The sequence below is a fragment of the Exiguobacterium sp. UBA6309 genome, assembly GCF_002439205.1.
In the GTDB taxonomy this organism is placed as follows: domain Bacteria; phylum Bacillota; class Bacilli; order Exiguobacteriales; family Exiguobacteriaceae; genus Exiguobacterium_A.
In genome coordinates, this window is record NZ_DJTL01000025.1 from 293,063 (window position 1) to 319,663 (window position 26,601).

General features: G+C 49.7%; 28 protein-coding genes and 1 riboswitch. Of the genes, 2 read left to right on the forward strand and 26 right to left on the reverse strand.

Going from position 1 to position 26,601, the window contains the following annotated elements; translation table 11 throughout:
- Positions 1 to 35 precede the first annotated feature (35 nt).
- Complete coding sequence (glpX, locus tag B3M90_RS07945) at positions 36 to 1,016, forward strand: class II fructose-bisphosphatase (RefSeq protein WP_290757658.1); 981 nt, start codon at positions 36 to 38, stop codon at positions 1,014 to 1,016.
- 35 nt (positions 1,017 to 1,051) lie between these two features.
- A complete protein-coding gene (locus B3M90_RS07950) occupies positions 1,052 to 1,327 on the forward strand; it encodes a DUF3055 domain-containing protein (RefSeq protein ID WP_023469147.1) in 276 nt (91 codons plus the stop codon).
- Positions 1,328 to 1,360: 33 nt separating this feature from the next.
- On the opposite strand, the gene B3M90_RS07955 is transcribed toward B3M90_RS07950, so the two are convergent.
- From B3M90_RS07955 to B3M90_RS08080, 26 genes are all read right to left on the reverse strand, one after another.
- Entirely contained in the window at positions 1,361 to 1,807 is a 447-nt protein-coding gene (locus tag B3M90_RS07955) for a general stress protein (protein WP_214727844.1), read from the reverse strand.
- An 85-nt stretch (positions 1,808 to 1,892) separates the two neighbouring features.
- Complete coding sequence (locus B3M90_RS07960) at positions 1,893 to 2,270, reverse strand: YutD family protein (protein WP_214852623.1); 378 nt, start codon at positions 2,268 to 2,270, stop codon at positions 1,893 to 1,895.
- A gap of 95 nt (positions 2,271 to 2,365) precedes the next feature.
- On the reverse strand, positions 2,366 to 3,265 hold the full coding sequence (gene lipA, locus B3M90_RS07965; protein ID WP_023469150.1) for a lipoyl synthase: 900 nt from the start codon (positions 3,263 to 3,265) through the stop codon (positions 2,366 to 2,368).
- A gap of 62 nt (positions 3,266 to 3,327) precedes the next feature.
- The gene (locus B3M90_RS07970) at positions 3,328 to 4,629 is read right to left on the reverse strand and encodes a bifunctional metallophosphatase/5'-nucleotidase (RefSeq protein WP_290783267.1); all 1,302 of its coding nucleotides are present in this window, start codon (positions 4,627 to 4,629) and stop codon (positions 3,328 to 3,330) included.
- A 21-nt stretch (positions 4,630 to 4,650) separates the two neighbouring features.
- Positions 4,651 to 5,493 (reverse strand): DUF72 domain-containing protein, encoded by an 843-nt coding sequence (locus B3M90_RS07975; protein WP_290783269.1) that lies wholly within the window; start codon positions 5,491 to 5,493, stop codon positions 4,651 to 4,653.
- Between the two features lie 77 nt (positions 5,494 to 5,570).
- On the reverse strand, positions 5,571 to 6,125 hold the full coding sequence (locus B3M90_RS07980) for a dihydrofolate reductase family protein (RefSeq protein WP_214852615.1): 555 nt from the start codon (positions 6,123 to 6,125) through the stop codon (positions 5,571 to 5,573).
- 87 nt (positions 6,126 to 6,212) lie between these two features.
- Positions 6,213 to 7,610 carry a Fe-S cluster assembly protein SufB gene (gene sufB / locus B3M90_RS07985; RefSeq protein ID WP_023469154.1) on the reverse strand — a complete coding sequence of 466 codons (1,398 nt, stop codon included), beginning with the start codon at positions 7,608 to 7,610 and terminating at the stop codon, positions 6,213 to 6,215.
- Between the two features lie 36 nt (positions 7,611 to 7,646).
- Positions 7,647 to 8,081 carry a Fe-S cluster assembly sulfur transfer protein SufU gene (sufU, locus tag B3M90_RS07990; protein WP_035406013.1) on the reverse strand — a complete coding sequence of 145 codons (435 nt, stop codon included), beginning with the start codon at positions 8,079 to 8,081 and terminating at the stop codon, positions 7,647 to 7,649.
- Positions 8,071 to 9,294 carry a cysteine desulfurase gene (locus B3M90_RS07995; protein ID WP_290783271.1) on the reverse strand — a complete coding sequence of 408 codons (1,224 nt, stop codon included), beginning with the start codon at positions 9,292 to 9,294 and terminating at the stop codon, positions 8,071 to 8,073. Before B3M90_RS07995 ends, sufU begins: the two co-directional genes overlap by 11 nt.
- A gap of 1 nt (position 9,295) precedes the next feature.
- Positions 9,296 to 10,573: a Fe-S cluster assembly protein SufD gene (gene sufD / locus B3M90_RS08000; RefSeq protein ID WP_056062861.1), complete on the reverse strand. Its 1,278-nt coding sequence runs from the start codon at positions 10,571 to 10,573 to the stop codon at positions 9,296 to 9,298.
- An 18-nt stretch (positions 10,574 to 10,591) separates the two neighbouring features.
- The gene (gene sufC / locus B3M90_RS08005) at positions 10,592 to 11,377 is read right to left on the reverse strand and encodes a Fe-S cluster assembly ATPase SufC (RefSeq protein ID WP_023469158.1); all 786 of its coding nucleotides are present in this window, start codon (positions 11,375 to 11,377) and stop codon (positions 10,592 to 10,594) included.
- 133 nt (positions 11,378 to 11,510) lie between these two features.
- Positions 11,511 to 12,761, reverse strand: coding sequence for an MDR family MFS transporter (locus tag B3M90_RS08010; protein WP_290783274.1), 1,251 nt, complete (start codon positions 12,759 to 12,761; stop codon positions 11,511 to 11,513).
- Positions 12,762 to 12,840: 79 nt separating this feature from the next.
- A complete protein-coding gene (locus B3M90_RS08015) occupies positions 12,841 to 13,674 on the reverse strand; it encodes a MetQ/NlpA family ABC transporter substrate-binding protein (protein WP_290757636.1) in 834 nt (277 codons plus the stop codon).
- A 32-nt stretch (positions 13,675 to 13,706) separates the two neighbouring features.
- Entirely contained in the window at positions 13,707 to 14,372 is a 666-nt protein-coding gene (locus tag B3M90_RS08020) for a methionine ABC transporter permease (RefSeq protein WP_290783276.1), read from the reverse strand.
- The gene (locus B3M90_RS08025; protein WP_195864563.1) at positions 14,369 to 15,391 is read right to left on the reverse strand and encodes a methionine ABC transporter ATP-binding protein; all 1,023 of its coding nucleotides are present in this window, start codon (positions 15,389 to 15,391) and stop codon (positions 14,369 to 14,371) included. The genes B3M90_RS08020 and B3M90_RS08025 overlap by 4 nt, the downstream gene beginning before the upstream one ends.
- 78 nt (positions 15,392 to 15,469) lie before the next feature.
- A riboswitch (SAM riboswitch) is annotated at positions 15,470 to 15,574 on the reverse strand.
- Positions 15,575 to 15,631: 57 nt separating this feature from the next.
- A complete protein-coding gene (locus B3M90_RS08030; protein ID WP_214727831.1) occupies positions 15,632 to 16,798 on the reverse strand; it encodes a bifunctional cystathionine gamma-lyase/homocysteine desulfhydrase in 1,167 nt (388 codons plus the stop codon).
- On the reverse strand, positions 16,791 to 17,714 hold the full coding sequence (locus tag B3M90_RS08035; RefSeq protein WP_023469164.1) for a PLP-dependent cysteine synthase family protein: 924 nt from the start codon (positions 17,712 to 17,714) through the stop codon (positions 16,791 to 16,793). The genes B3M90_RS08030 and B3M90_RS08035 overlap by 8 nt, the downstream gene beginning before the upstream one ends.
- On the reverse strand, positions 17,711 to 18,175 hold the full coding sequence (locus B3M90_RS08040) for an S-ribosylhomocysteine lyase (protein ID WP_023469165.1): 465 nt from the start codon (positions 18,173 to 18,175) through the stop codon (positions 17,711 to 17,713). The genes B3M90_RS08035 and B3M90_RS08040 overlap by 4 nt, the downstream gene beginning before the upstream one ends.
- Positions 18,176 to 18,178: 3 nt before the next feature.
- Entirely contained in the window at positions 18,179 to 18,817 is a 639-nt protein-coding gene (locus B3M90_RS08045; RefSeq protein ID WP_290783280.1) for a class I SAM-dependent methyltransferase, read from the reverse strand.
- Positions 18,818 to 19,355: 538 nt separating this feature from the next.
- Positions 19,356 to 19,637, reverse strand: a complete 282-nt coding sequence (locus tag B3M90_RS08050) for a thioredoxin family protein (RefSeq protein ID WP_023469167.1) — start codon at positions 19,635 to 19,637, stop codon at positions 19,356 to 19,358.
- A gap of 98 nt (positions 19,638 to 19,735) precedes the next feature.
- Positions 19,736 to 20,119 carry a glycine cleavage system protein GcvH gene (gene gcvH / locus B3M90_RS08055; protein ID WP_029342437.1) on the reverse strand — a complete coding sequence of 128 codons (384 nt, stop codon included), beginning with the start codon at positions 20,117 to 20,119 and terminating at the stop codon, positions 19,736 to 19,738.
- A 64-nt stretch (positions 20,120 to 20,183) separates the two neighbouring features.
- Positions 20,184 to 20,546 (reverse strand): arsenate reductase family protein, encoded by a 363-nt coding sequence (locus B3M90_RS08060; RefSeq protein WP_290757620.1) that lies wholly within the window; start codon positions 20,544 to 20,546, stop codon positions 20,184 to 20,186.
- Between the two features lie 34 nt (positions 20,547 to 20,580).
- The gene (locus B3M90_RS08065) at positions 20,581 to 21,033 is read right to left on the reverse strand and encodes a DinB family protein (RefSeq protein WP_290757616.1); all 453 of its coding nucleotides are present in this window, start codon (positions 21,031 to 21,033) and stop codon (positions 20,581 to 20,583) included.
- 75 nt (positions 21,034 to 21,108) lie between these two features.
- A complete protein-coding gene (locus B3M90_RS08070) occupies positions 21,109 to 22,893 on the reverse strand; it encodes an acyl-CoA dehydrogenase family protein (protein ID WP_290783282.1) in 1,785 nt (594 codons plus the stop codon).
- Complete coding sequence (locus tag B3M90_RS08075) at positions 22,890 to 24,080, reverse strand: acetyl-CoA C-acetyltransferase (protein WP_087681307.1); 1,191 nt, start codon at positions 24,078 to 24,080, stop codon at positions 22,890 to 22,892. The genes B3M90_RS08070 and B3M90_RS08075 overlap by 4 nt, the downstream gene beginning before the upstream one ends.
- Positions 24,081 to 24,097: 17 nt before the next feature.
- On the reverse strand, positions 24,098 to 26,515 hold the full coding sequence (locus B3M90_RS08080; RefSeq protein WP_290783284.1) for a 3-hydroxyacyl-CoA dehydrogenase/enoyl-CoA hydratase family protein: 2,418 nt from the start codon (positions 26,513 to 26,515) through the stop codon (positions 24,098 to 24,100).
- Positions 26,516 to 26,601 lie beyond the last annotated feature (86 nt).

Below are 26,601 nucleotides of genomic sequence, written 5' to 3' on the forward strand. Positions count from 1 at the left end.
TAGTATGTCACATTGGCGACGTGGAGGTTATATACATGGAACGGGAACTCGCACTGGAAATCGTACGCGCTACGGAAGCAGCAGCACTAGCTTCTGCTCAATGGATTGGTCGCGGTAAGAAAAATGAAGCGGATGACGCAGCAACGACTGCGATGCGCGAAGTCTTGAACACGGTCAACATGAACGGAACGGTCGTCATCGGTGAAGGTGAACTTGACGAAGCACCAATGCTCTTCATCGGTGAACGTGTCGGAACAGCGAATGGTCCAATCGTTGATATCGCCGTCGATCCGCTCGAAGGTACGAACATCGTTGCCAAAGGTCTCGGTAATGCGATGGTCGTCATCGCCGTCGCCGATCAAGGTGCCCTGCTCCACGCACCTGATATGTATATGGATAAATTAACAGTCGGACCGAACTTGAAAGGGCACGTCTCACTCGACGATCCACTTGAAGTCATCATCGAAAAAGCAGCTCAATACAACAATAAACGGATTGAGGACGTCACGGTCATCATGCAGGATCGCCCGCGTCACGATCACTTCCGCGAAGCTACGATGCGGATGGGCGCACGCGTCCGTCTGTTTGAAGACGGCGATGTCTCAGCTGGAATCGCACCACTTTCTCCTGCGACAGGAATCGATATCTTCATCGGAACAGGTGGTGCTCCTGAAGGTGTCATCACGGCTGCTGCCGTTAAAGCGATGGGCGGCGACATGCAGGCACGTTTACATCCGATGAATGAAGAAGAAACTGCTCGTGTCATCCGGATGGGACTTGAAGATCCGCTTCAACTCTTGACGCTTGATGACCTGATTAAAAGCGACGACTGTATCTTTGCCGCGACTGGCGTCACGACGGGCGAAATGCTCGATGGCGTTAAGTTCTTGACGGATGATATCGTTGAGACGACATCCCTCGTCATGCGTTCAAAGACACGGACAATCCGAAAAGTGATCGCTGAGCATAGCTTATCGCGTAAACCATACTTGCAAAAAGTCCCCCAAACCCTTTAATCTGAAACAGATGTTAGGGAAATGAGGGAAGCTGAATGATGGAAGAACGTGATTTTTTATATGATGATGTCGAACAAACGAAGACACGCTTCGTCAGTTGGATTGGAGAAGCCAGTCGGTTTGATCTCGCCATCACCCACTCGGAGCATTTTTACGGTAAGATTCTCGTCTTGAATCTCTTATCGAATCGCTATGCGATCATCGGTGCGGACGATTTTGATGAACCGGGCTACATCGCGACAGCGTTTGACGTCGAAGACGATGCGGCAACGGAACTCGAGATGTATCTGCGCGCTTATATCGGTCTATGAAAAAAGCCTTCGTCCGCGGACGAAGGCTTTTTCTTATAAGAGACGATCGTTTCGTTCATTTAGTGTGTTTGGTCCGCTGAAGACGTTCGTATTGTCTGACTCGTCATGGGCACGGCGTTCTGAATGCTGATCCGCTTCATCACCGACGAGTAATACGAATTGACCACTTTCGACCGCATGATTCGCACGATCGACGTCTTCCTTCGTCAAGCCACTTCCGTGGATGGCATCTCCATGAGAGACTGATTCATCTTTTTTGAAGATACTCTTGATTTCCTGCCATAGATTACGATGATCTTCCTGCGACAGACGCGTAGATGTCTGTTGGTTGTTTAGATCCGCTAGTTCCTCGATTTGTTCGAGATCGTATTTGTCGTGTGCTAAGACTTTTAAATCAGTCGAGACGACACCGGCAACACGGAGATCGTGCACGGCACTGACGACTTCTGGTACGGATGAGTAAATTCCAACGATTCGCATGGATGATTCCCCCTATAGGTGCATGATACTTATAGTAATAGCCGAATTCCGTCCACTAGAAACGCTTTTCTGTATGACAGTTTGATTACTCGCTTTCCGTCTTCTCTGGTGCAGGTGCGAACTTCCGTTTCAACTTCAACGTATTGGATGAAGAACCGTCGAAGCGAGGTGGTGCTTCTTCTCCTTCTACCAATCCGACCTTCTTGACGATGAAATAGGCACATCCGAAGTTACAGTATTCGTAGAGATAATCAGCAACATGCGAAATCTTCGTATCGAATGTCGCTTTCTCGTGTTGATCCTCATAGAAGCCACGTAGTCGTAATTGACCGTGCCCCCAGTCGCCCACGATATAATCATATTTTTCAAGGACATCGCTGAAACGACCGATGAAGGCTTCTTCATTAAAGCCTTCCCGTTTCTCTTCGACGACTTCATAACGTTCCCGATTGACTTGTATCATTATTCCCACCTCCTGCTGTTCTTATCATAGCATATTCCATTTCTCCTGACAGACGAAAAACCGTCCGAGTCAGCTGCTCGAACGGTCGTTGATCGTTAATCGATCGGAAGTGCTGTTTTATTCTTTTTCGCTGCGTTGACTTGCTCATCTGCATGATACGATGAACGAACGAGTGGACCTGCCTCACAGTGCGAGAACCCTTTGCTGAGCGCGATTTGCTTCAGTTCAGCGAATTCTTGCGGTGTATAGTACTTGATGACGTCGAGGTGCTTTTTCGTCGGTTGGAGATACTGACCGATCGTCATGATGTCGACGTTATTTGCGCGAAGATCATCCATCGTTTCAAGAATCTCTTCCCATGTCTCACCAAGACCAAGCATCAAGCTCGACTTCGTTGGAATTTCAGGTGCGAGTTCCTTCGAACGACGAAGGAATTCAAGCGTCCGGTCGTAAGTTGCTTTCGCACGAACGGTCGGCGTCAGACGGCGGACCGTCTCGATGTTGTGGTTCATGATGTCTGGTTGTGCATCAATCAGCGTTTTCAATGCCTCAAAGTTCCCACCCATATCTGAAGGTAGGACTTCGATTGATGTCTCTGGGTTCATCCGACGCACTTCACGGACGGTTTCAGCGTAAACGCCTGCTCCGAAATCATTCAGATCGTCGCGTGCGACCGCTGTGATGACCGCGTGCTTCAGGTTCATCAATCGAACGGATTCCGCGACGCGTTTTGGTTCTTCGAGATCGAGTTCGTTCGGACGTCCTGTCGTCACGGCGCAAAAACGGCACGCACGTGTGCAGATACTTCCGAGAATCATGAACGTCGCCGTTCGGCGTACCGCCCAACACTCGTGGATATTCGGACACTTTGCTTCCTCACAGACAGTATGTAGCTTTTTCTCGCGCATCATACTTTTTAATTCTGTGTAAGTTTCATTCGTATTCAGCTTGATTTTCAACCATTCCGGTTTACGTTGGATTTCTCCGCGTCCCATGGTTTCGCTTCCCCCTTCATCCCCAAAAAGTCAATTCATGTCTGCTTTAGTATAACAAACAATCAGGGTTTGCGAACATGCAATTCATTATATTCCGACTTCTCCGATAAGCGTTCAAACAACAAATCACGCAACAATTCAGGCATGAAATATTCTTTGGGCATCTCTTTGATGGCCGGGAATAATGGACCGAACGTAAACATATCCGGCAAGACGACAGAATAATCGCGTGTTAGCTCAAGCGGTTGATGATCCGCCAAACCAGCATAATGCATCCGTCCCATCAACTTTCCTCGGAATCCAAGACCACGAACCTTTAAGTGCTCGAACTGTTCTGTGTTGACTTCATCGAGGAATGTTTGTAATTCCATTCCTGTCATCGTGACTTTACAAGGATTGATCGGATGTGGACAGAGTCGATGTAAATCAAAGAGAGAGACGGGACCTGGTGGAAGCGACCCGAGCAGAATACCGGCTGGTACACAAGCGATATCTGCCTCACACCAGTCGCGCATCGTCTCGACGAGCAACTGTGAAAACGGCGACTCACTGAACCAATCATTGGCTAGACCCGCTGTCTCGCCAATCGGTTCCTTCATCTGTTGTTCCGCCAGATATTGTTCTCGATCGAGTAATTTCGCTGTTGCCTCATCCTCAACGTAATCGTGTAGGGAATGAAGTACTGCTTCTTTCTCACCCGTATCCGTATTCATATAAATCTCACCCGCATACTGACCGTGTTTTCCGGCTTGCGTGATTAAGACACCGTTCTTGACGACACCATCATCGAGGACATGATGCGTATGCGCACCGATGATTAAATCAAGTTCTGGAAAGCGCATCGCAAGTTCTTCATCCTGATAAAATCCGAGGTGACTTAAACAAATCAGGACGTCGACTTCCTGGCGCAAACGTTCGATCTCGCGCGCCGCGACGTCAAATGGTTCTTCGATCGTCCAACCGAGTAAACCGTATAGTTCGATATACGGTGCCGTCAGACCAAAAACACCGACTTTTCCCGTCGGTAACTCATGAATGACACCTTGCTTGGCGAATGGTGCTTCTAAATTCGAGACAAGGACTGGAAAGTCTGCTTCCGTATAGAGATTCGCTAACCAGTCATGCGGAAACGTGATGCCTTCATTGTTCCCGATCGTCACGGCAGTCGGCATCAACGCATTCAGTAGATGCGTATTGATTTTTCCTTTTGTTGCTTCCGTCGCTGGATCGACACGGTCAGCATGATCGCCGAGATCAAAGACGAGCGAATCATACGTCCGATGTTCCTTGACGAATGACATGTAGCGAGGCCACATGTCGAAGTGTGAGTGCAAATCATTATAGTGAATGATGTGTAACTTCATGCAGAAGCCCCCCTTGATGATTTAAAACAAAGAGATTTGTCGCGGCGCGAGTTCATAGTCGAGATCAAGAATTTCGATTAATCGTTTCGCATTCGGGGCAGCATCTCCTGCTGAGTTGTTATTGAAAAAGACATAGACATCCTTTGCTTCCGCTGCAACGTCGCGGACGTGACTTGCAAGTTCCTGTAGCTCATCTTCCGAGTACCGATAGAGACAGCGGACTTTTCGCCAATCGTCGCTGCTTTGACCCGGTTTCTTTAACCAACCGGCCTTGTTTCGTCCATGTAATCGAATGAATGCCGTCTCCTGCGTCACGACCGGTACGAACGGCACCGAACCATCTTCGGTCTGCGGTTCATCGCAAATCGTATGGATGAACTGATGTTCCTTCAAAAAACGGAGCGTCCGCTCACGATAAGCTTCCGAATACCACGATGGATTTCGGAATTCGATCGCGACTGGCAGTCCAGCAAGCGATTTTCGGATCGTTTGCAAGTATTCCAAGTGCAATTTACTGACATCGAACCATGGTGGAAGTTGGACAAGGATTGCCGCAATTTTTCCACTCTTACGCATCGGTTCGATCGACGCGATATATTGTTCAAAAATTGGTCCGAGCGGATCTTTATTTTCCCGGTCGTGCCCACTCATCGCGCGGTGGACCTTGACGATGAAGCGGAACCCGTCCGGTGTCTCAGATGTCCATTTTTCGTAGTTTCGTTCCGGTTGAATCGCATAGAATGTCGAGTCGACCTCAACTGCTGGAAAATGCCCAGCATAGGCAGCTAGTTTTTCTTTTCGATCTTGCGGGGTCAAGTAGAGACTATCATGATCTCCCCAGCCCGTGACACCGATATATATCATGCTCTCTTCCCCCTCGCGTGTTCTATTCTGCCTATTCATCATAGCATAGCAGAATCCGGGATTTCTTCTTCAATGCTTCAATTTAAACGTTCATATTCAAGTATGATACATCCTGATTCGAAGCGTTGTGTTTTGATCATTTTTAAGTGTTGCGGTTGATCAAATACTGGAAACATTCGTTTTCCACCTCCGAGGAGAACCGGGTAAATCACGACATGATAACAGTCGACGAGTCCAAGCTCAATCGCTTCAGCAGCAAGCGTTGCCCCACCGATCGCAATCTGTTTGCCAGGTAAGGCTTTTAGTGCTTGAAGTTCCTCGGCAAGCGACGTGGTCGCTAGACGCGCTTTTCCTTCGACAGCGTCGAGCGTTCGCGAGAAGACGATCTTCTCAAGCGCCTGCCACGTTTTCGCATACTCAACGATGATCGGCTCGTCTTCTTGATCCGCTGTCTCCCAGTACTGCATCATTTCATACAAACGACGTCCATAGACATGGGTATCGAACGCTCTCTCATAATCGTTGAAGTACTGATGCAGTTCCGCGTCCGGTGAAGCGAAATCGATGCTGCCTGACGCATCCTCGATATAACCGTCAAGTGAGACTTGAAAGGAATAAACGATGTCACGCATAGTAATCCCTCCTCTTTCTCTCCTATACCCGTTTTCCTCAAGTCATGAAAAAAACTCCCTCATCCGCAGATGAGAGAGTAAGACGAATTATCCGATTGAACCTTCCATCTCGAACTTGATGAGACGGTTCATTTCGACCGCATATTCCATTGGGAGTTCTTTTGTGAACGGCTCGATGAAGCCCATGACGATCATTTCCGTTGCTTCCTCTTGTGAAATCCCGCGGCTCATGAGGTAGAACAATTGCTCTTCCGAGACCTTCGAGACTTTCGCTTCGTGCTCGAGCGAAATGTTATCGTTGAGGATTTCGTTGTACGGAATCGTATCTGACGTCGATTGGTTATCCATGATGAGCGTATCACATTCGATGTTCGAACGTGCGCCTGTCGCTTTCCGTCCGAAGTGAACGATACCGCGATACGTGACTTTACCACCGTGTTTTGAGATCGACTTCGAGACAATCGTCGACGATGTGTTCGGTGCTAAGTGAATCATCTTCGCACCCGCATCTTGGTGTTGACCTTTACCAGCGATCGCGATCGACAATGTCATACCACGTGAACCTTCACCCTTGAGGATGACGGCTGGGTATTTCATCGTCAGTTTCGAACCGATGTTACCATCGACCCATTCCATCGTTGCGCCAGCTTCACAGATTGCACGCTTCGTAACGAGGTTGTAGACGTTGTTCGCCCAGTTTTGGATCGTCGTGTAACGGCAGTAAGCGTTTTTGTTGATGAAGATCTCAACGACCGCTGAGTGAAGCGAGTTCGTCGTGTAGACCGGTGCTGTACATCCTTCGACGTAGTGAACCGATGCTTCGTCATCAACGATGATCAACGTCCGCTCGAATTGACCCATGTTTTCCGAGTTGATGCGGAAGTAGGCTTGAAGCGGCGTGTCGACTTTAACACCTTTTGGTACGTAGATGAACGATCCACCTGACCAAACCGCTGTGTTCAAAGCTGCGAACTTGTTGTCTGTTGGCGGGATTAATTTTCCGAAGTACTCACGGAAGATATCTTCGTTTTCTTTTAACGCTGTATCTGTATCTTTGAAGACGACACCGATTTCTTCGAGGTCTTCTTTCATGTTGTGGTAGACGACTTCTGACTCGTACTGAGCCGAGACACCTGCCAAGTATTTTTGTTCTGCTTCAGGGATACCGAGTTTGTCAAACGTACGTTTGATTTCTTCCGGTACTTCATCCCACGATTTCTCTGCCCGTTCAGACGGCTTGACGTAGTACGTGATGTCGTCGAAGTTCAATTCTGAGAGATCGCCACCCCACGCGGGCATCGCTTGTTCGTTGAAGATCTTGAGTGATTTCAAACGGAAATCAAGCATCCATTGTGGTTCTTCCTTCATTTTCGAGATCGTTTCGACGACTTCAGTCGTCAAGCCACGTCCAGAACGGAAGATCGAGATATCGCGATCGTGGAAACCATATTTATAATCGCCAATTTCCGGCATGTTCTTTGCCATGTTCATTTCCTCCTCTTACTTGCTTGTGACCGAAGTTTACTTCCCTTCTTCTACGCCGCGTTCGAGCGCCTTCCAGGCAAGTGTCGCACATTTGATGCGTGCCGGGAATTTCGTGACACCCGAGAGTGCCTCGACGTCCCCGAGGTCGAACGATTCGTCGTCATAGTCTTTTCCTTGGACCATGTCCGAAAAGATATCCGCGAGTCGTAAGGCTTCATCGATAGTCTTACCTTTGACGAGTTGCGTCATCATTGAAGCAGACGCCATGCTGATCGAGCAGCCCTCCCCGTCAAATTTCGCATCACGGACGACATCGTCTTCAATCGCGAGCTGGAGACGAATCGTATCGCCGCACGTCGGATTGTTCATGTCGATCGTGACGCCCCCCTCGATCGCACCGCGATTTCGGGGAGTTTTATAATGATCCATGATCACTTGACGATACAAGTGATCGAGATTGTTAAAATCCATGACTGAAATACTCCTTCGTTTGGCGAAGTCCTGTCACGAGTGCGTCAACCTCTTCTTTCGTGTTGTAGAGATAGAAGCTAGCGCGAGCCGTCGAGCTCGCTCCGAGCCAACGCATCAGGGGCTGTGCACAGTGATGACCGGCGCGAACCGCGATTCCCTGCATATCAAGGACGGTTGCGACGTCATGTGCATGGACATCACCGAGATTGAACGTGACGAGTCCAACGCGTTCTTCCGGACCGTAAATCGTTAGTCCGTCGATGTCACGCATTTGTGCCATCGCGTACTGCGCGAGTTCACGTTCGTGTGCTTCGACGTTCTCTAAACCAATCTCTTCTAAGAAATCAATCGCTGCCGATAAACCAACAGCGCCTGCGATGATCGGTGTACCCGCTTCGAAACGATATGGAGACGGTTTGAACGTCGACTCTTCAAGACCGACGTAATCAATCATCTCACCACCAAATTCGACCGGTTCCATCGCATTGAGTAATGCTTTTTTCCCGTAAAGGACACCAACGCCTGTCGGACCACACATCTTGTGTGCGGAGAAAGCGAGGAAGTCACAGTCGAGATCCGTGACATCGATCCGTTGGTGTGGCGCACTTTGCGCAGCATCGACGACCATGACGGCACCGCGAGCGTGCGCAAGACGAGCGACTTCTTTGATCGGATTGATTGTCCCGAGAACGTTCGAGACGTGTGCCATCGCGACGATTTTCGTCCGGTCAGACAGTTGTGCTTCGACCGCTTCGACCGTCACGCGACCATCCGCTGTCAAATCAACGTATTTCAACTTCGCTTTTTTGCGTTTAGCGACTTGTTGCCACGGAATGAGATTCGCATGGTGTTCGAGGTACGTAACGACGATTTCGTCGCCTTCTTCGACATGCTCCATACCGTAGCTTGACGCGACGATGTTGATCGCCGTCGTCGTGCCGCGGGTAAAGATAATTTCTTCATGGTGTTGCGCCTGGATGAAACGACGAACGTTCTCACGCGCACCTTCGTACGCATCCGTCGCTCGTGTTCCGAGCGTATGGACGCCACGGTGCACATTCGAATGAATCGTCTTATAGTAGTCGTCAATCGCATTGATGACGACGAGCGGCTTCTGCGAAGAGGCCGCACTATCGAGATAGACGAGTTTCCGGTCGTTGACCTGTTGGTCGAGGATCGGAAACTGATTGCGGATGGATGCATCGATTCCCATATTAGTTTACTTTCCCTTCGATGACTTGAACGAGACGTTCTTTCACCGAGTCAATCGCAAGTTCCGAGACGACCGGCTGGAGGAATCCGTGAACGACGAGGCGTTCTGCTTCCTTCCGTGAAAGGCCACGGCTCATCAAGTAGTAGAGTTGTAGTTCATCGACACGACCGACAGATGCCGCGTGTCCTGCCATGACGTCATCCTCATCGATCAAGAGGATTGGGTTCGCATCACCACGTGCCTTTTCAGACAACATGAGGACACGTTCCGTTTGAACGCCGTTTGATTTCGAAGCGCCGTGATGGATCATCGACGTTCCGTTGAAGATCGATGTTGCTGCGTCTTTTTGGACACCGTGGATCAAGATGAAACCTTCTGATCCTTTACCGAAATGGTCCGTCCGGACGTTGAAGTTTTGTTTTTGCTCTCCACGACCGACCGTAACGGCTTTCGTATCTGAGAACGAATCGTTTCCGACGAGGTGTGTTTTTGTTTCTGTAACCGTGTGACCGTCATTCATGTGACCGAGTGCCCATTCGAGCTTTGCGCCTTGTTTGACGACACCGCGACGGTTCATATACGTGATGGCACCTTTAGATAGTGTATCTACACCACCAAAGAGAACTTTTGCGTTGTCTTCGACGAATACTTCTGTGACGACGTTGACGTTATGCGCTTCGTCACCGTAAGAGACGAAGTTTTCGATATACGTCAATTCGCTGTCAGCATCTGCGACAATGATTGCGTGATGGTAAAGGGCAGCGCCTGATTGCTCAAGCGTGTAGATCGCTTGCATTGGTACAGACAGCTTGACGCCTTTTGGTACATAAAGGAACGTACCGCCGTTACGAAGTGCTGCGTTTAATGCCGCAAGACGATCTTCGTTGACTTGAACACCTTCCGTCATGAAGTACTTCTCGACGAGTTCCGGGTGTTGTTTTAATGCGTCTTCGAGCGTCGTGAAGATGACGCCGTTCGACGCTTCACTGTTTTGCGCGTGGACAAGTTGTCCGTTACGTGTGACGAGCATGTGATCACGGTTTTCGCCGATCAATGCTTCGATATCTGAAGAAAGACCAGTGACGGTTTCAAGTTCCGTCGTACCTTCTGTGAAGTTCCAGCCTTCGATCTTGATTTTTTCTACTTTTGGCAATGCGAGCGTTGGGGCAAGATCAAGCGCGTCTTGACGCTTTGCGACCATCCAAGATGGTTCCCCTAAGCGAGTCGCACGTTCTGCCACTGCCTCGCGATTTACTGCAAGATTCAGTTCTACAGTCATCATGCTTCCTCCCTCGTCTTACGCTTTTGTTTCGATTTCGACGTCTTCGATGCCGAGTTCTTTTTTAACCCAGTCATAACCCTCTGCTTCGAGACGGTGTGCGAGTTCTTTACCACCAGACATGACGATTTTTCCGCCCATCATGATGTGGATGAAGTCTGGCTCGATATAGTTCAAGAGACGTTGATAGTGTGTGATGATCAAGCAGCCGAATTCAGGTGAACGCATTTCGTTGACACCTTTCGCAACGACTTTAAGTGCATCGATATCAAGACCTGAATCGATTTCATCGAGAATCGCGATTGCTGGTTTAAGCATCATCATCTGAAGAATTTCGTTACGTTTCTTTTCTCCACCAGAGAAACCTTCGTTGAGGTAACGGTGTGCCATTTCTGAAGGCATCTCGAGAAGTCCCATTTGTGAATCAAGTTCACGGATGAATTTCATGAGTGAGATTTCATCGCCTTCTTCACGACGCGAGTTGATCGCTGAACGAAGGAAGTCCGAGTTCGTAACACCACTGATTTCGCTTGGGTACTGCATTGCGAGGAACATACCTGCTTGTGCGCGCTCATCGACTTCCATGTCGAGGACGTCTTCGCCGTCGAGTGTGACTGAACCAGATGTCACTTCGTACGATGGGTGACCCATCAATGCTGATGCGAGTGTTGATTTACCTGTCCCGTTTGGTCCCATGACCGCGTGGATTTCCCCGCCTTTGATTTCCAAGTTGACGCCTTTCAAGATTTCCTTGCCGTCGATCGCGACGTGTAGATCTTCAATCTTCAAGTGTGAAGCCTTCATGTTAGAATCCCTCCATCTATTCATTTCGTGACTGACGATTCAGAACACGAGCGTTACTAATTTAGTATCATTCTAATCTTAAAGAAACATGGCGTATTATTCAAGCGTCATCGCTCGTTGTTTTTTCTCAAAATCATGCGTTTTGTTGAGAATCATTCGAAAGTTTCACCGGTTCCTCCAGTTCCTCGATCGTCGAAGTCCGATGAATCCGTTGTGACAGTAGGAGCAGTGGTATTCCGAATAATGTCAAGCCCGCTAAAATCCCGAAAATCGGTAACGGACGGTCCGCTCCATATAAACTTAATAAATGTCCGCCGGCAATTGGACCGATTGATTGTCCGATCGACGTCAAGCCCATTGCCCCGAAATAACTGCCCCGTAATTCTGGTTTTGCGAACCGATCGGTCAAGATATCAGTCATCGTGAACATCATGACTTCGCCGCACGTGAAGATGACCATCGCGACGACCATCAGCCAAATCGAACTCACATTACCGATGATGAACAATCCGACAGCGACGGTCGCAATTCCGGTCGTGATCGAGACGAGTGGTGACGTCTTGACACCGAACTTCATGATCGGATATTGCACGATCAAGACGGTGATCGCATTGATCGTGATCAAGATCGCATAAAGTGTCTTCCCGCCTTCAAGGAGTGACGTCTCCGTCAAGAACTGTGGCAAGGTCGAATTGAACTGGCTGTAGCCGAAGACCCCGAAGATGATGCCGGCGAGTGCCAGCGTAAAGGCGATATCCGTCCGCAACAGACGAACCGTTGCTCCAAACGACACCTTTTTCCCACCATGCGTCTCAGTGATCGGATAGCGTTTGAATAAGATACCGATCATCACCCCGTACACGATATAGACGAACGCCGTGATGTAAAACGTCGCGGACGTGTTCCCTGCACTCAGCAGTAAAGCGATTCCCGGTCCGATCGCTGCTGCGATGTTGATCATCGCGTAACGGATATTGAAGACGAACAACCGGTTCGCTTCATCCGTCGTATCACTGATCAAGGCACGGGCGGACGGTTCAAAAATTGAGCGACAGACCCCGTTCAAGGCACTGAGCGTAAAGAATGCCCAGAACGTCTCGACTTGTGCCAGCGCAATGAAGACGATCGCGAATCCGATCGTTCCGGCAAGCATCATCGCCCGGCGACCATACCGATCCGACAAGGTACCACCGATGAAACTCATAATGAGGCTGGCGATCGCTGAGATACTGAGGACCCAGCCGACATCGACCGGATCAAACTTCAGGACGGTCGTCATGTAGATGGCGAAGAACGGCATCGTGATGAACGTTCCGAGACGCGAGAAAAACGTCCCGAACAAGACCCCGAGTGTCAACGGATGCAGTTGACGAATGCGTTGCATATGATTCCCCCTAACCCCTGTTTCAGACAAATGAAAAGCATCCTTCCATTATATAGGAAGGATGCCGGATTCGGTGAACTTATTTGCTGACTGGAACGACTGCACCTTTGTACTTGTCGAGGATCCAATCTTGGTTTTTCTTTTCGTGCAAGACATCGAGAAGTGTCGTGACACGCTTGTCTTTCTCATCGCCGTCACGTGTGACGATGATGTTGACGTATGGTGAAGACTCATCTTCTGAAGCGATCGCGTCTTTTAACGGGTTCAGACCGTTATCGATCGCATAGTTCGTGTTGATGAGGACGGCGTCGCCTTCATTGTTTTTGTAAGCTTGCGGAAGAAGCGATGCTTCGATGTTCGTTTTGAACTTAAGTTTCTTCGGGTTCTCCGCGATATCGCCGAGTTGTGCATCTGTCGTTTTACCGTCTTTGAGTTTGATCAACCCTTCGTTTTGAAGGAACGTCAAGACACGACCGCGTTCCGCGACGTTTGAGCTCGTTAAGATCGTTGCACCGTTTGGCAACTTATCGAGTGACTTGTATTTCTTCGAGTAGATACCGAGTGGTTCAACATGGACGCCACCTGCGTTCGCGAACTTATACGATTTGTTTTCTTTCTCTTGTTGCTCAAGATACGGTACGTGCTGGAAGTAGTTCGCATCGATTTCTTTTGAAGCGAGCGCTTTGTTCGGAAGTACGTAATCTTGGAACTTCTTGATTTCAAGCTTGTAACCTTTTGCTTCGTATTCTTTTTTAACGTGCTGAAGAATCTCAGCGTGCGGTACGTTTGAAGCACCGATGACAAGTGTTTTGTCGTCGCTGTCTGATCCTGATGATTTTTCGCCACATGCAGCAAGACTAATAGCTAAGACGGATACAGCAGCAGTACCTACGAATTTTTTCCAAGTTTTCATGAATGATTCCTCCAATATGATTAAGTTTCGAATTAACGTTTATCGATCGCACGGATCAGCAAATCACCAATGATTTGGATGACGAAGACGATCGCTAAGATTAAGAGTGTCGCAATGACGATGACATCGTTTTGAGAACGCTGGAATCCTTCGATAAAGGCCATGTCCCCAAGTCCACCTCCGCCGACTACTCCGGCCATTGCCGTATAACCGACAAGTGAGACGAGTGTGACCGTGATACCAGAAACGATGGCAGGCAATGCTTCCGGGATTAAGACTTTATAGATGATTTGGAACTTCGTCGCCCCCATCGATTCAGCTGCCTCGATGACACCTTTATCGACTTCACGTAACGCGAGTTCAACCATCCGACCGTAAAATGGTGCAGCACCGAAAATCAGTGCCGGTAATGCTGCCGTTGGTCCGAGGAACGAACCGACGATCGCTGTCGTAAATGGAATCAATAAGATCAGTAAGATGATGAACGGAATCGAACGGAAGACGTTGACGATCAAGCTCAACACTGAATAGAACGCCCGATTCTTGAACAATAACTCTTCGTTTGTCGCATACAATAGTAAACCAATGATCAAACCGAGAACGAATGTCGAAAACCCAGCGATTGCCGTCATATAGATCGTACTGCCTGTCGCTTCCCACACCATGTCCCAATCTAGGTTGTCAAAGAATGAAATCATCGGTGATCCACCTCCACTTCAACATCACTGGCTTGAAGCTTCGTGATGACCGCTTGTGTTGCTGCTGTTTCCCCGATCAACTGAATGAACAGTGTACCGAGTGCCCCTTCCTGCGATTGACCGACGTTTCCGCCGATGATATTAAACAGGACCGGTGAATCCTTCATGACTTCCGCGAGGATCGGGCTTTCCGCTGTTGATCCGACGAACGTCAACTGAACGATTTTTCCGGTTGGGTACCGTTCGCGTAGTTTCGCGAACGTCAACTCGTTTTCCGACGGCGACGTCAATTGTTTGACAAACTCCTTCGTCATCGCTTGCTTCGGATGACGGAAGACTTCTGCAACCGGTCCTTGCTCGACGATTTTACCGGCTTCCATGACAGCGACCCGGTGACAGATTTTTTGAATGACGTGCATCTCGTGTGTGATCAAGACGATCGTCAGTTTCAGTTTTTCGTTGATATCGACAAGTAACTCAAGAATCGAGTCCGTCGTCTTCGGGTCGAGTGCACTTGTTGCCTCGTCACATAAGAGAACGTCCGGGTTCGATGCCAGTGCCCGAGCGATACCGACACGTTGCTTTTGACCACCCGATAATTGCGACGGATAGGCTTTTTCACGTCCGTCTAAACCAACGAGTTGGATCAATTCCGCTACCCGTTCCTTGCGGTGTGCTTTCGGGAAGCCACCGAGCTCGAGTGGGAACATGATGTTTTCTTCAACCGTCCGTGACCAGAGTAAGTTGAAGTGCTGAAAGACCATCGAGACATTCTTGCGGACGCCTCGTAATTCTTTTGGTTTGAGTGATGTCATCTCAACACCATCGATTTGAATCGAACCACTCGTTGGTGCTTCAAGCATATTCAGCAATCGGATCAAGGTCGATTTCCCTGCTCCGGAATAACCGATTATTCCAAAAATTTCACCGCGCTCGATTGTCAGATCGACATTCGCTACGGCTTCGACCGCTCCGCGCTTTGAGCGATAAATCTTTCCTACGTCTTGTAAACGAATCACTACTGTCCCTCCTAAAATAAAAAAAGTGCGCGCGTTTTAGAGCAAACGCGCGCACTTTTCAGTACACAAAACCATTTGCTCTCATCTCCCAGACTTTTGTCTGCTGGAATTAGCACCACTTCGGATTAGATCCGCGGTTGCCGGGTTTCATCGGGCCAGTCCCTCCACCACTCTCGATAAGAGTTTCGGTATTAAGTTTGTAGAATATATTCTGAATATTAGCAGGGGTTATTTTTGTTGTCAAACAGTTTTTTCAGAAACTTTTTCGAGGAACGTGAAAGCACGTGTTAAGTCTTCTTTCAAATCTTCCGCATCCTCAAGTCCAACTGAAATCCGGACGAGACCGTCCGTGATGCCGAGTTCTGCCCGACGTTCTGCTGGGATCGACGCGTGCGTCATCCGTGCCGGAACGGAAATCAGGCTCTCGACGGCACCAAGACTCTCAGCGAGTGTGAAGAAATGTGTCGCCTCGACGAGTTTTTCTGCGTTCGCTGCTGAACCGACATCAAAGCTGATCATCCCACCAAATCCAGTCGCTTGTTTCGCTTGGATGTCGTGACCAGGGTGCGATGCAAGTCCTGGGTAGAAGATGTTCGAGACGATATCTTGCGCTTGTAGGAACGCAACGAGATCATGTGCTGTCTCTTCGATTGCATCCATCCGGATACCGAGCGTACGAAGACCACGGACGAGCAAGAAGCTGTCTTGCGGTCCAAGCACGCCGCCTGTCGAGTTTTGGATGAAATGCAACTCTTCGCCGAGCGCATCATCTTTAACGACGACAAGTCCAGCGACGACGTCCGAGTGTCCGCCGATGTATTTCGTCGCACTGTGCAAGACGATGTCTGCACCGAGCGCGAGTGGTTGTTGATGATATGGAGTCGCGAACGTGTTGTCGACGACGAGTTTAAGATCGTGACGTTTGGCGATCGTTGCGATCGCTGCGATGTCCGTTACTTTCAATAACGGGTTCGTCGGTGTTTCGACGTAGACGATCTTCGTGTTGTCTTGGATCGCTGCTTCCGTTGCCGCAAGGTCCGTCGTATCGACGAATGTCACTTGAATGTTGAACTTCGGTAAGACACGTTGCATCAAGCGGAACGTACCACCGTAGACATCATCCGTCATGACGATGTGGTCGCCAGACTCAAGCAAGTGGAAGACGGCGTGAATCGCTGCCATCCCAGAACCGAAGGCAAAACCACGTGCGCCGCCCTCGAGATCCGCAATCAAACGTTCGATGCTCGTCCGAGTCGGGTTCGCTGTCCGTGAGTATTCGTATCCGTCCTTGAGTTGACCGATTTTATCCTGCTTGTATGTGCTTGTTTGATAGATCGGAGGTGTGACGGCTCCTGTTGCCCGGTCGACACCTGTTCCTCCATGAATCAATGCTGTCTTCTTACGCATGAGTTTCGTCCACCTTTTCAAAGATTTGTTGGCTTAAATAGCGTTCGGCACTGTCTGCGAAGACGGTGACGATCGTACTGCCGGGGTGACGCTTTGCGATATCAAGCGCAGCAACGAGCGCTGCACCTGCTGAACTACCAACGAGTAATCCTTCGCGAGCAGCGAGTGTATGAACCGCGTCAAATGCATCGCGGTCAGAAATCGTATGAATCTCGTCGACGAGTTCACGCGGAACGAGACTTGGCCATTTCGCTGTTCCAATGCCTTCTGTCTTATGCGGACCGGCTGGACCACCATTTAAGACGGAGCCTTCCGGTTCGACGATCGCTGCTTTTGTACCGAGACGTTGTTTTAAGAAGTCCGCTGTTCCGGCGAACGTACCACCTGAACCACAACCGGCAACGAACCAGTCGATGTGCGGCAAGTCCGCAATCAGCTCAGGACCGAGTGTCCGCTGATACGTGACTGGGTTCTCTTCGTTTTCGAATTGTAACGGAACGTAACTGTTCGGAATTTCCTGACCGAGTTCTTTTGCCCGGTCGATCGCCCCTTGCATATCGAGTTCAGTCGGCGTGTTGACGACGGTTGCGCCGAGTGCCCGCATCAACGTCTGTTTTTCCTGACTGAATTTTTCAGGAACGACACAGATGACTTGAAGATCATATTTTTTAGCGGCAAGCGCCAAGCCGATGCCGGTATTCCCGGCTGTCGGCTCGATGATCGTACCGCCTGGTGTCACATGTCCGTTTTCGATTGCTGCATCAACGAGTTGAATGCCAAGGCGGTCTTTGACGCTGCCCCCAGGGTTCATCCATTCGAGCTTCGCCAAAATGCGCGTACCAGCAGGCAAATCGAATGAAGTGATCTCGTAGAGTGGTGTGTTTCCGACGAGGTCGCGGACGTTGTTCGCGATCATCCGAAGACGATGTCCCATTCATCACGACCGGCAAGCATTTTCTCGGCATAGTGCTTCGCTCCTTTGAGGTCATGTGCGCTCGCAAATCCACATTGGACTTCGTTTTGCGCTGGAATCTCTTCTGCTGCAAGGACGTCTTTCAACGTCTTCTCAACGAGTTCGCTCATTTTTTCGACAGAGTCGAAGTTCATCATCGCCATGTAGAAACCTGTTTGGCATCCCATCGGCGAGACATCGATGACATCATCCGAGTAGTTGCGGATGTTTTCAGCAAGTAAGTGCTCGAGTGTGTGCATCGCACGCATCGGCATTTGCTCAACGTTTGGTTGTGTGAAACGGATATCGTATTTGACGACTTGGTCGACTTTACCTTCTTTATAACCCGCGACACGGATATAAGGTGCTTTGACTTTCGTGTGATCCAGGTTGAAGCTTTCGACGTTCATTTTTTGAAGTGCCATGATTTATTCCCCCATTTTCTCGGCTTCTACGAGCCAGACGAAGTGATTGTATTGTATAAATTTAACAGTGAATCCCCGTGCTTTAAACAATTCTTCCATGACTGGAATCAACGGGTAGAATTCGCGTTCGAGATCTTCCGCTAACGCGTCGAACCCTTGAGCACGTGCTTCACGGATCGTTTGCTGGCGTGCTTCTTCTGAGACGAACATCGTATCCGCGTAGACGATTTTTCCGTCTGCCGGTAAATGTGATGCCATCAGTTCGATTGCTTCTCCCTTTTCCTCATCTGTTAGATGATGAAACGCATACGTCGAAACGAAACTGCGTGCTTCCTTCGCTTCGAACGAGAGGAAGTGACCATCCTGTACATCAAGCGACGGAATCTTTTCCGTCAGGATTGCCCGCATCTCCGGACTTGGTTCGACGGCGAGTACGGCGTCGTGACGTGCCAGAAGACGTTGTGTCAGGTTCCCTGTGCCTGCTCCGAATTCAATGACCGGCGACTGCGCTTTATCCGCTACTGTATCCAAAATCTCATCGTATCGACGAAAAACCTCTTTATATTCCGGATCGTGTCCGGTTACTGTCTCGTCATACGTCGATGCCCATTCTGTGAAAACATCCATAAAACGTACTGTCATGCCTTGTCGTCCTCCATCTCACCAGTTAATTCCGAGTAATCGGATATGAATTAAAGTAATTTTCCATATTCGCATTGTAGCAAGGAGATTCTATCCTGGCAAGCGACCGGCTCGAAAAACTTCCAGAAAACAAAAAAAGGCGTTGCCGGCGAACCGACAACACGAATAATGTGGTTAGAAATGCTACGAAGGAAAACCCAGCTCCATTCGGAATTGTTCGCTCTTCCGCGTGGAGGACGGCGCCTGTTCGACATGATCGCCAGCTTACGTTCACTTCCTGATCGGTCCTTTCGATCCACCACCCGTTCATTGCACCGCTTCGTCTTTGGGGGACGACTTAAGGGGAAACAATACACCGGCTTAGGATGGGAGAAAGGGTTCAGGACTTGAATCGTATTGAACGATCATCTCTGCTAGACTTCCTATAATGCATTTCTAGAAGTTGTTATGAATATACCATTCATATTTCTGCGTTGTCAACGGATTATTGTAAATATTCCGACAATTTAATAAAAAGAAAAATCCAGTCGGACTTTTCTTACCGTTCTTGACAGAAAGCAAAGACGTTTTGGACGGACTGGAAGGCATAAAGTCGCTCTACGACTTGATTTTCTTCAATTCGCAACAACGCAGGAACACTCATGACACGGGCTTCTTCTAAGAAATCCGGAATGAAATTCCCGTTCGCCTTCTGAATCGATTGACCTGATTCCGTCGCTTCGACGATATCGAGCATACGTTCCGCAATGGCGCATGTCCCGCACATCGGTGCATAGACATACAATAGCCCGTTTTCCGGGACGGTCGTGACCTCTTGCATGACGGTCGCTCCTTTCTTCGTGGTATCTGTCGTCAGTATACAAAAAAAAGAGAGCGGACGAAACGCAAGCGCCTCGTTCACTCTCTTTTCGTTAAGTATTACTCGTTGATCATCGATTTGTACGCTGCAGCGTCCATCAATGCCTCGACTTGTGAAGCATCTTCGATTTCGATGTCGACCATCCAAGCACCTTCGAATGGTGACTCGTTGACGAGTTCTGGGGAATCCGAAAGGTTTTCGTTGATGGCAACGACTTTACCAGAGATCGGTGCGTATAATTCCGAGACTGTCTTGACCGACTCGACTGAACCGAATGGCTCGTTTGCTGAGATCGTATCCCCGACTTCAGGCAATTCGACGAAGACGATATCCCCGAGTTCGTGTTGCGCGAAATCCGTGATTCCGATGCGCGCCTTGTTTCCTGATACTTCGACCCATTCATGTTCTTCCGAATAGCGTAAGTTGTCTTTTACTTGACTCATTTCCGATTCCCCCTGTGGACTAATTTGGACTAACGTGTTCAGTATACCAAAATCGACTCTGAACTTAATACCATTTTCCTTGATACATTTCTTCCTTGAAACCGATCGTAACGTCTTTCCCGTCCGTGACGATCGGACGCTTCAGCAACATGCCGTCACTTGCGAGCAACTTGTATTGCTCGTCTTCCGATAACTCTGGAAGTTTATCCTTGATTCCTTGCGAACGGTACGATTGACCACTCGTGTTGAAGAATTTCTTCAACGGCTCCCCACTTTTTTGGTGGAGTTCCTGAATCGTCGTTGCAGATGGTGTCTCCTCGACGATATGTTTGTAATCGACTTCGACACCGTGTTGTTCGAGTGCTTTTTTCGCTTTGACGCACGTACTACATTTCGGGTAGCCGTACATCGTGACTGTTGTTGTCATGTTCATCACCTCACCTTCAAGAGTAGCAGATGGATCACTTCTGCTTCAAGCGTGCGAGCGCCCCGTCGATTTGATCTTGATGATGGGCGTCATGGGCAACGAACGATTCGACGAATTCTTGCGGTCGAAAATTCTCATAGGTCGCCGCAAATTCCTCATCAGACAGACGATCGAGGTGATTGACGATGTCACTCCGGACGCTGATCGCTTTTTTTAACAAAGCAAGCGGATCGATATGATGCGCATATTCGACCGCCAGTCGATTGAACTGATCAAAATCCGTCTCGACCAGTGTCAGCGGTTCATCCGGTAACTTCGAGATGGCATGATCGTAATAAAACCGGTCCCATAAATAGAGGTGGCTGACGCATTCCAGGACAGTCCACTTGTTAAGGGCAAGCGGCAGATCCCATTCTTCCGGCGACAAACGTTCAAGGGATTGATAGTAGGCAATCGCAAATTGCAGTTCAACCAATTCTTGGCGCATCTCGTTTTCCTCCTCCAACCAAAAACTTCGCCTTTACAGAGATTTTCCCTGCAAAGGCGAAGCGGTAAACCTGACTTAGACCGTATATTTGTTTGACTCGATGAGGCGTTTTGCGATGTCGCGTTTCGTACCGATGACGTTGATCGCCTGGTAACGGCTGAATTTTTTCAGCGCCGAGAGCAACATCCGGAGTTCGTCGCCGCTTGCTGCCGCGTAGAGTGTCTCTTTCGCATCACGCTCGACAGCTTCGAACGCTTGTTGTGCGAAGACTTCCGTGTAACGGACTTTCAGTTCGCTCTTCTCGATTCCTTTGTCGGCAATCGCTTTGTCCGTCCGGACGATTGCTGACTCCAGCGCATAGATCGCACTCATGATGTCGGCTGTATTCGCTAAGATCTCTTGCTCGCCTTGGAGTTTGTCCTGGTATTTCTGGACCGCTGTTCCGGCAGTCAACAAGAAGATTTTCTTCATCATCGCCAGTAAATGACGTTCGCGATCAAGTGGTGCTGTTCCGATTTCTGTCGGCATGAAGCTCATCACTTCTTGTTGCAGACGCTGTGCTTCCGCAAGCAACGGCAACTCGCCTTTCATCGCTTTCTTCAGAAGTGTTCCCGGGACGAGCAGACGGTTGATCTCGTTCGTTCCTTCGAAGATCCGGTTAATCCGTGAATCACGGTACATGTTCTCGACTTCATATTCTGCCATGAAGCCATAACCACCGTGGATCTGGACCGCTTCATCGATGACATAATCAAATGTTTCCGAAGCGAAGACTTTATTCATTGAGCATTCGATTGCGTACTCCGCGATTGCATCGGCGATTTTCTTACCGTCCTTGCTCTCTTCTTCTGACAACTGATCAAGGCTATCTTGGAAGAGACCACCCGTCCGGTAGACCGAACTTTCCATCGCATACGTCTGTGCTGCCATCGTTGCGAGTTTTTCTTGAATCAATGGGAACGAGCTGATTGGTGTCTTGAACTGTTTCCGTTCATTCGAGTACTGGACTGCGAGATCAATCGCCCGTTTTGACGAACCAACAGCACCGACAGCTAATTTATAACGACCGACGTTCAAGATGTTGAAGGCGATGACGTGACCGCGTCCGATCTCACCAAGGACGTTATCGACCGGTACTTCTGCATCTTGTAAGATCAACGTCCGTGTCGATGATCCTTTGATTCCCATCTTCTGTTCCTCGACGCCTGTCGAGACGCCTGGATACGATCCTTCGACGAGGAAGGCGGTGAACTTGTCACCGTCGATTTTTGCATAGACGACGAACAAGCTTGCGAAACCAGCGTTCGTGATCCATTGTTTTTCACCGTTCAAGATGTAGTGCGTACCAGCTTCATTCAAGACAGCCGTCGTTTTAGCACCAAGAGCATCCGAACCAGAGCCTGGCTCCGTCAACGCGTACGAAGCGATCCACTCCCCTGAAGCGAGTTTCGGCAAGTATTTATGCTTTTGCTCTTCGTTACCGAAGAAGACGATCGGCAACGAACCGATTCCGACGTGTGCGCCGTAGCTGAGGGCGAATGAACGGCCACGTGCGAACTTCTCCGTGATGATCGAAGACGAAATCTTATCCATCTGATAGCCGCCGTATGCTTCCGGAACGTCTGCGCCGAGTAGACCCAGCTCGCCTGCTTCGCGGAGAAGACCGACCGACAGTTCGAACTCGTGTTTTTCGATCCGGTCAAGGACAGGAACGACACGATCTTCGACGAACTTCGCTGTCATGTCACCGACCATTTTGTGTTCTTCCGAGAAATCCTCTGGTGTGAAGAGACGTTCTGGTGCTAACTCATCTAATACGAAACTGCCACCTTTGATTAATTCGTTTGTCGTTTGGCTCATTGTCCTGTTCCTCCTTCAACTAGTTCGAATACACCTGCTGCGCCCATTCCGCCACCGATACACATCGAGACGACACCGTACTGGACATTTCGGCGTTTCATTTCATGCAAGAGCGTCAATGTGAGTTTCGTTCCTGTACAACCGAGTGGGTGACCGAGGGCGATCGCTCCACCGTTGACGTTGACGATGTCTTCGTTTAATCCAAGCTCGCGGATGACACCGAGTGACTGCGAAGCGAACGCTTCGTTCAACTCGATCAAACCAACGTCCTCAAGCGTGATGCCTGCGAGGTCCAGTGCCTTTGGAATCGCAACGACTGGTCCGATTCCCATCACTTCCGGACGAACGCCACCGACCGCAAACGATTTGAACTTGCCGAGAATCGGTAACCCTTGGCGTTCTGCTTCTTCTCGTTCCATGACGAGGACAGCCGCGGCACCGTCTGACGTCTGCGAAGAATTCCCTGCCGTGACGCTGCCGCCGAGGCGGAACGCTGGGCGAAGTTTCGCAAGACCTTCCGGTGACGAATCCGGGCGAACGCCTTCATCGTGCTCGACGACGAATGTCTTCTCTTCGATTTTTAGTTCATCGTTGACGAATTGTTCCGTCACCGTCACCGGAACGATCTCGTCAGCAAACTTACCAGCTGCGATTGCTGCCGCTGCCTTTTGGTGACTCTTCAAGGCAAACGCATCTTGATCTTCCCGTGAGACATTGTAGGTCGCAGCGACTTGCTCCGCTGTATGCCCCATGCTCATATAGTATTCCGGTGCCGTGTCGACGATCGACGGATTAGGTCGGACGACGTGACCTGGCATCGGAACTTGACTCATCGATTCGAGTCCACCAGCGACGACAGCGGTTGCTTGCCCCGTCATGATCTTCATCGCTGCGTCAGCGATCGATTGTAGTCCACTTGAACAATACCGGTTGATCGTGATCGCCGGTACCTCGTGTGATAAACCACCAAGGACGGAAGCGTAGCGGGCGATGTTCATCCCTTGCTCTGCTTCCGGTAAAGCACATCCGAGGATGACGTCATCGACCGCTCCCGTGTAACCGGACCGTTTCAACGTTTCCTGGATGGCGATGCCTGCTAATTCATCTGAGCGCATCGATTTGAATGCGCCCTTTTTTGCTTTTCCGACCGGTGTCCGTGCACCGGCGACGATTACTGCTTCCTTCATCCGAATCCCCCCAGTCCTCAGTTACGAAGCGGCTTGCCTTTGACGAGCATGTGCTGCATCCGTTGTTGTGTCTTCATCTCACCGATCAGGCTCAAGAATGCTTCCCGTTCGATGTCGAGCATATATTGTTCATCGACGAGGCTACCGAAGGCGACGTTTCCGCCGGCGATGACGTGTGCGAGTTTACTTGCGATTTTCAAATCGTGTTCCGAGATATAGTCGCCGTAGAACATTTCGCGTGTCGCGAGTTCAAGCGTCGCTTTCCCAGCACGACCGACGACTGGAATCTTCGCTTTCGCTGGTGCCGTGTAGCCGGTCCGGTCAAGTTCCAAGACAAGCTGTTTCGCATCATACGTCAAGTGATCCCGGTTCATCGAGATCTGATCAACGGAGCGGACATATCCGAGTTCGCGTGCTTCAAAGGCTGATTTTGAGACTTTTGCCATCGCGACGTTCTCGAACGTTTTTTGCGCTGCTTTCTCGATATTAACGAGTCCGTCCGGTGTGTTTTCTAGCAGTCGACGGTACGTGTTGACGTTTCCGCCACCTCCCGGAATCAGACCGACACCGACTTCGACGAGACCCATGTACGTTTCAAGTCCCGCTTGCAGACGAGCTGCCGGAAGCGAGATCTCCGTACCGCCACCAAGCGTCATTCCTTGTGGTGCAGCGACGATCGGACGCGATGCATAGCGAATCTTTTGAATCGATTGTTGGAACTTGTTGATGATCCAGTCGAGCTCGAACCAGTTCTCATCTTCTGCTTCCATCAGCATCATCGCTAGGTTCGCCCCGACACAGAAGTTTTTGCCATCGTTCGCGATGACGAGACCACGGTGGTTTTTCTCAACGAGATCGACTGACTGTTCGATCATCTGCATGATGTCGACACCGATTGCATTGCTCTTCGATGTGAACTCAAGGACTGCGACATCGTCACCGATATCAAGCAAACGTGCCCCATTGTTCTCAAGGAGAACACCGTTTGACTTCCGGACATCACGGAGGCGGATTTCCTTCGGATTGACCGTTGCTCCGACGTAGTCTTGTGTCGTTGCGTCATAATGACGACCGGACGCATCATAGAAACTCGTTTTTCCTGCTGCGAGCATCTCATCGACCCATGCTGGTACCGCGTAACCGTCTTGTTTCATCTTCGCGACCGTTTTCTCGACACCAAGTGCGTCCCATGTCTCGAACGGTCCCATCTTCCAACCAAAGCCCCATTTCATCGCTTCATCGATCGCTTTGATGTCGTCTGCGATTTCTCCAGTCAGCTGAGCCGAGTAGAGCAATGTTTTCGCGTGGATCGGCCAGAGTAAGGCACCGACACGATCTTGTGCGAAGACGACGGCTTTCAGTTTGTTTTTTGCGCCCGGAAGTGCTTTAGCGTGTCCAATCGACGCTTCAGTAAGCGCTCTCTTTTCAACGTACTCGAATGTCTCGAGATCAAGTTCAAGGATCTGTTTTCCGACTTTCTTGTAGAACCCTTGACCCGTCTTCGCACCGAGTGCTCCTTGTTCGACAAGGCGACGCATCTCAGTCGGAACCGCAAACGTCTCTTTCTCTTCGCCTTCTGGCAACAAGTCATAGACGTTGTTCGCAACATGGACGAACGTGTCGATGCCGACGACGTCGAGTGTGCGGAACGTCGCTGACCCTGGGCGACCAAGCAGTGGACCTGTGACCGAATCGACCTCCCCGATCGAATAGCCACCTTTTTTCATCTCATCCATCGTCACGAGGAGACCGTATGTCCCGATTCGGTTGCCGATGAAGTTCGGTGTATCCTTCGCGATGACGACACCTTTCCCGAGTCGTTCTTCTGCGAATTGTTTCATGAAGTCAACGACACGTGGATCCGTGTCTGACGTCGGAATCAACTCGAGTAACTTCAGATAACGTGGTGGGTTAAAGAAGTGTGTCCCGAGGAAACGACGGTTGAATGATTCGGAGCGTCCTTCACGCATCGCTTCAATTGAAATTCCTGATGTGTTCGAGCTGACGATCGCGTCTTCCCGAATGAACGGTTCGATCGTTGCGAACAATTGCTGTTTGACGTCGAGTCGTTCGACGACGACTTCGACGATCCAGTCTGCTTCCTTCAGACGTTCTAAGTCGTCTTCTAAGTTTCCGACCTCGATGAAGTCGATCAATTTTTTCGACGCGAGTGGTGCTGGATTTTGTTTCAAGAGTTTTTCGCGGTTATCGCGCGCGATGCGGGAGCGGACGCGCGGATCACTCAGCGTCAAGCCCTGCTTCTCTTCTTGTGCCGTAAGTTCTTTTGGTACGATATCAAGCATCAATGTCCGTATGCCAGCATTCGCAAGATGTGCCGCGATGCCTGCACCCATCACCCCTGAACCGATGATGACGGCGAATTGGATGTGTTTCGTCAACTGGATTGTGGTCGGCTGACCGATTTGACTCGCCATGATATACCCCCTGATTTTAAATTGAATGAATAACCATTCATTATACTGACAAAAAAAGAAGCCGAACGACTTTGGTGTGCTTCTTC

Bases quoted from the DNA above. Each gene is read 5' to 3' on its own strand.
- B3M90_RS07970 (WP_290783267.1), bottom strand. From the start codon at position 4,629: ATGAAGTTACACATCATTCACTATAATGATTTGCACTCACACTTCGAC.
- B3M90_RS07955 (WP_214727844.1), bottom strand. From the start codon at position 1,807: ATGCGAATCGTTGGAATTTACTCATCCGTACCAGAAGTCGTCAGTGCC.
- B3M90_RS08020 (WP_290783276.1), bottom strand. From the start codon at position 14,372: ATGATTTCATTCTTTGACAACCTAGATTGGGACATGGTGTGGGAAGCG.
- B3M90_RS08050 (WP_023469167.1), bottom strand. From the start codon at position 19,637: ATGCAAGAGGTCACGACCGTCCCGGAAAACGGGCTATTGTATGTCTAT.
- B3M90_RS07950 (WP_023469147.1), top strand. From the start codon at position 1,052: ATGATGGAAGAACGTGATTTTTTATATGATGATGTCGAACAAACGAAG.
- B3M90_RS08045 (WP_290783280.1), bottom strand. From the start codon at position 18,817: ATGACAGTACGTTTTATGGATGTTTTCACAGAATGGGCATCGACGTAT.
- B3M90_RS08080 (WP_290783284.1), bottom strand. From the start codon at position 26,515: ATGGCGAGTCAAATCGGTCAGCCGACCACAATCCAGTTGACGAAACAC.
- B3M90_RS08035 (WP_023469164.1), bottom strand. From the start codon at position 17,714: ATGATCGCGAACAACGTCCGCGACCTCGTCGGAAACACACCACTCTAC.
- B3M90_RS07960 (WP_214852623.1), bottom strand. From the start codon at position 2,270: ATGATACAAGTCAATCGGGAACGTTATGAAGTCGTCGAAGAGAAACGG.
- B3M90_RS08060 (WP_290757620.1), bottom strand. From the start codon at position 20,546: ATGACAACAACAGTCACGATGTACGGCTACCCGAAATGTAGTACGTGC.
- gcvH (WP_029342437.1), bottom strand. From the start codon at position 20,119: ATGAGTCAAGTAAAAGACAACTTACGCTATTCGGAAGAACATGAATGG.
- sufB (WP_023469154.1), bottom strand. From the start codon at position 7,610: ATGGCAAAGAACATGCCGGAAATTGGCGATTATAAATATGGTTTCCAC.
- B3M90_RS08010 (WP_290783274.1), bottom strand. From the start codon at position 12,761: ATGCAACGCATTCGTCAACTGCATCCGTTGACACTCGGGGTCTTGTTC.
- B3M90_RS08065 (WP_290757616.1), bottom strand. From the start codon at position 21,033: ATGCGCCAAGAATTGGTTGAACTGCAATTTGCGATTGCCTACTATCAA.
- B3M90_RS07995 (WP_290783271.1), bottom strand. From the start codon at position 9,294: ATGGGAATCGATGCATCCATCCGCAATCAGTTTCCGATCCTCGACCAA.
- lipA (WP_023469150.1), bottom strand. From the start codon at position 3,265: ATGGGACGCGGAGAAATCCAACGTAAACCGGAATGGTTGAAAATCAAG.
- glpX (WP_290757658.1), top strand. From the start codon at position 36: ATGGAACGGGAACTCGCACTGGAAATCGTACGCGCTACGGAAGCAGCA.
- sufD (WP_056062861.1), bottom strand. From the start codon at position 10,573: ATGACTGTAGAACTGAATCTTGCAGTAAATCGCGAGGCAGTGGCAGAA.
- B3M90_RS07975 (WP_290783269.1), bottom strand. From the start codon at position 5,493: ATGATATATATCGGTGTCACGGGCTGGGGAGATCATGATAGTCTCTAC.
- B3M90_RS08075 (WP_087681307.1), bottom strand. From the start codon at position 24,080: ATGAAGGAAGCAGTAATCGTCGCCGGTGCACGGACACCGGTCGGAAAA.
- sufC (WP_023469158.1), bottom strand. From the start codon at position 11,377: ATGAAGGCTTCACACTTGAAGATTGAAGATCTACACGTCGCGATCGAC.
- B3M90_RS08070 (WP_290783282.1), bottom strand. From the start codon at position 22,893: ATGAGCCAAACGACAAACGAATTAATCAAAGGTGGCAGTTTCGTATTA.
- B3M90_RS07980 (WP_214852615.1), bottom strand. From the start codon at position 6,125: ATGCGTGACATCGTTTATTCCTTTCAAGTCTCACTTGACGGTTATATC.
- B3M90_RS08015 (WP_290757636.1), bottom strand. From the start codon at position 13,674: ATGAAAACTTGGAAAAAATTCGTAGGTACTGCTGCTGTATCCGTCTTA.
- sufU (WP_035406013.1), bottom strand. From the start codon at position 8,081: ATGGATTTTAACAATCTCGATCACTTGTATCGTCAAGTGATCATGGAT.
- B3M90_RS08030 (WP_214727831.1), bottom strand. From the start codon at position 16,798: ATGCGTAAGAAGACAGCATTGATTCATGGAGGAACAGGTGTCGACCGG.
- B3M90_RS08040 (WP_023469165.1), bottom strand. From the start codon at position 18,175: ATGGCACTTCAAAAAATGAACGTCGAAAGCTTCAACCTGGATCACACG.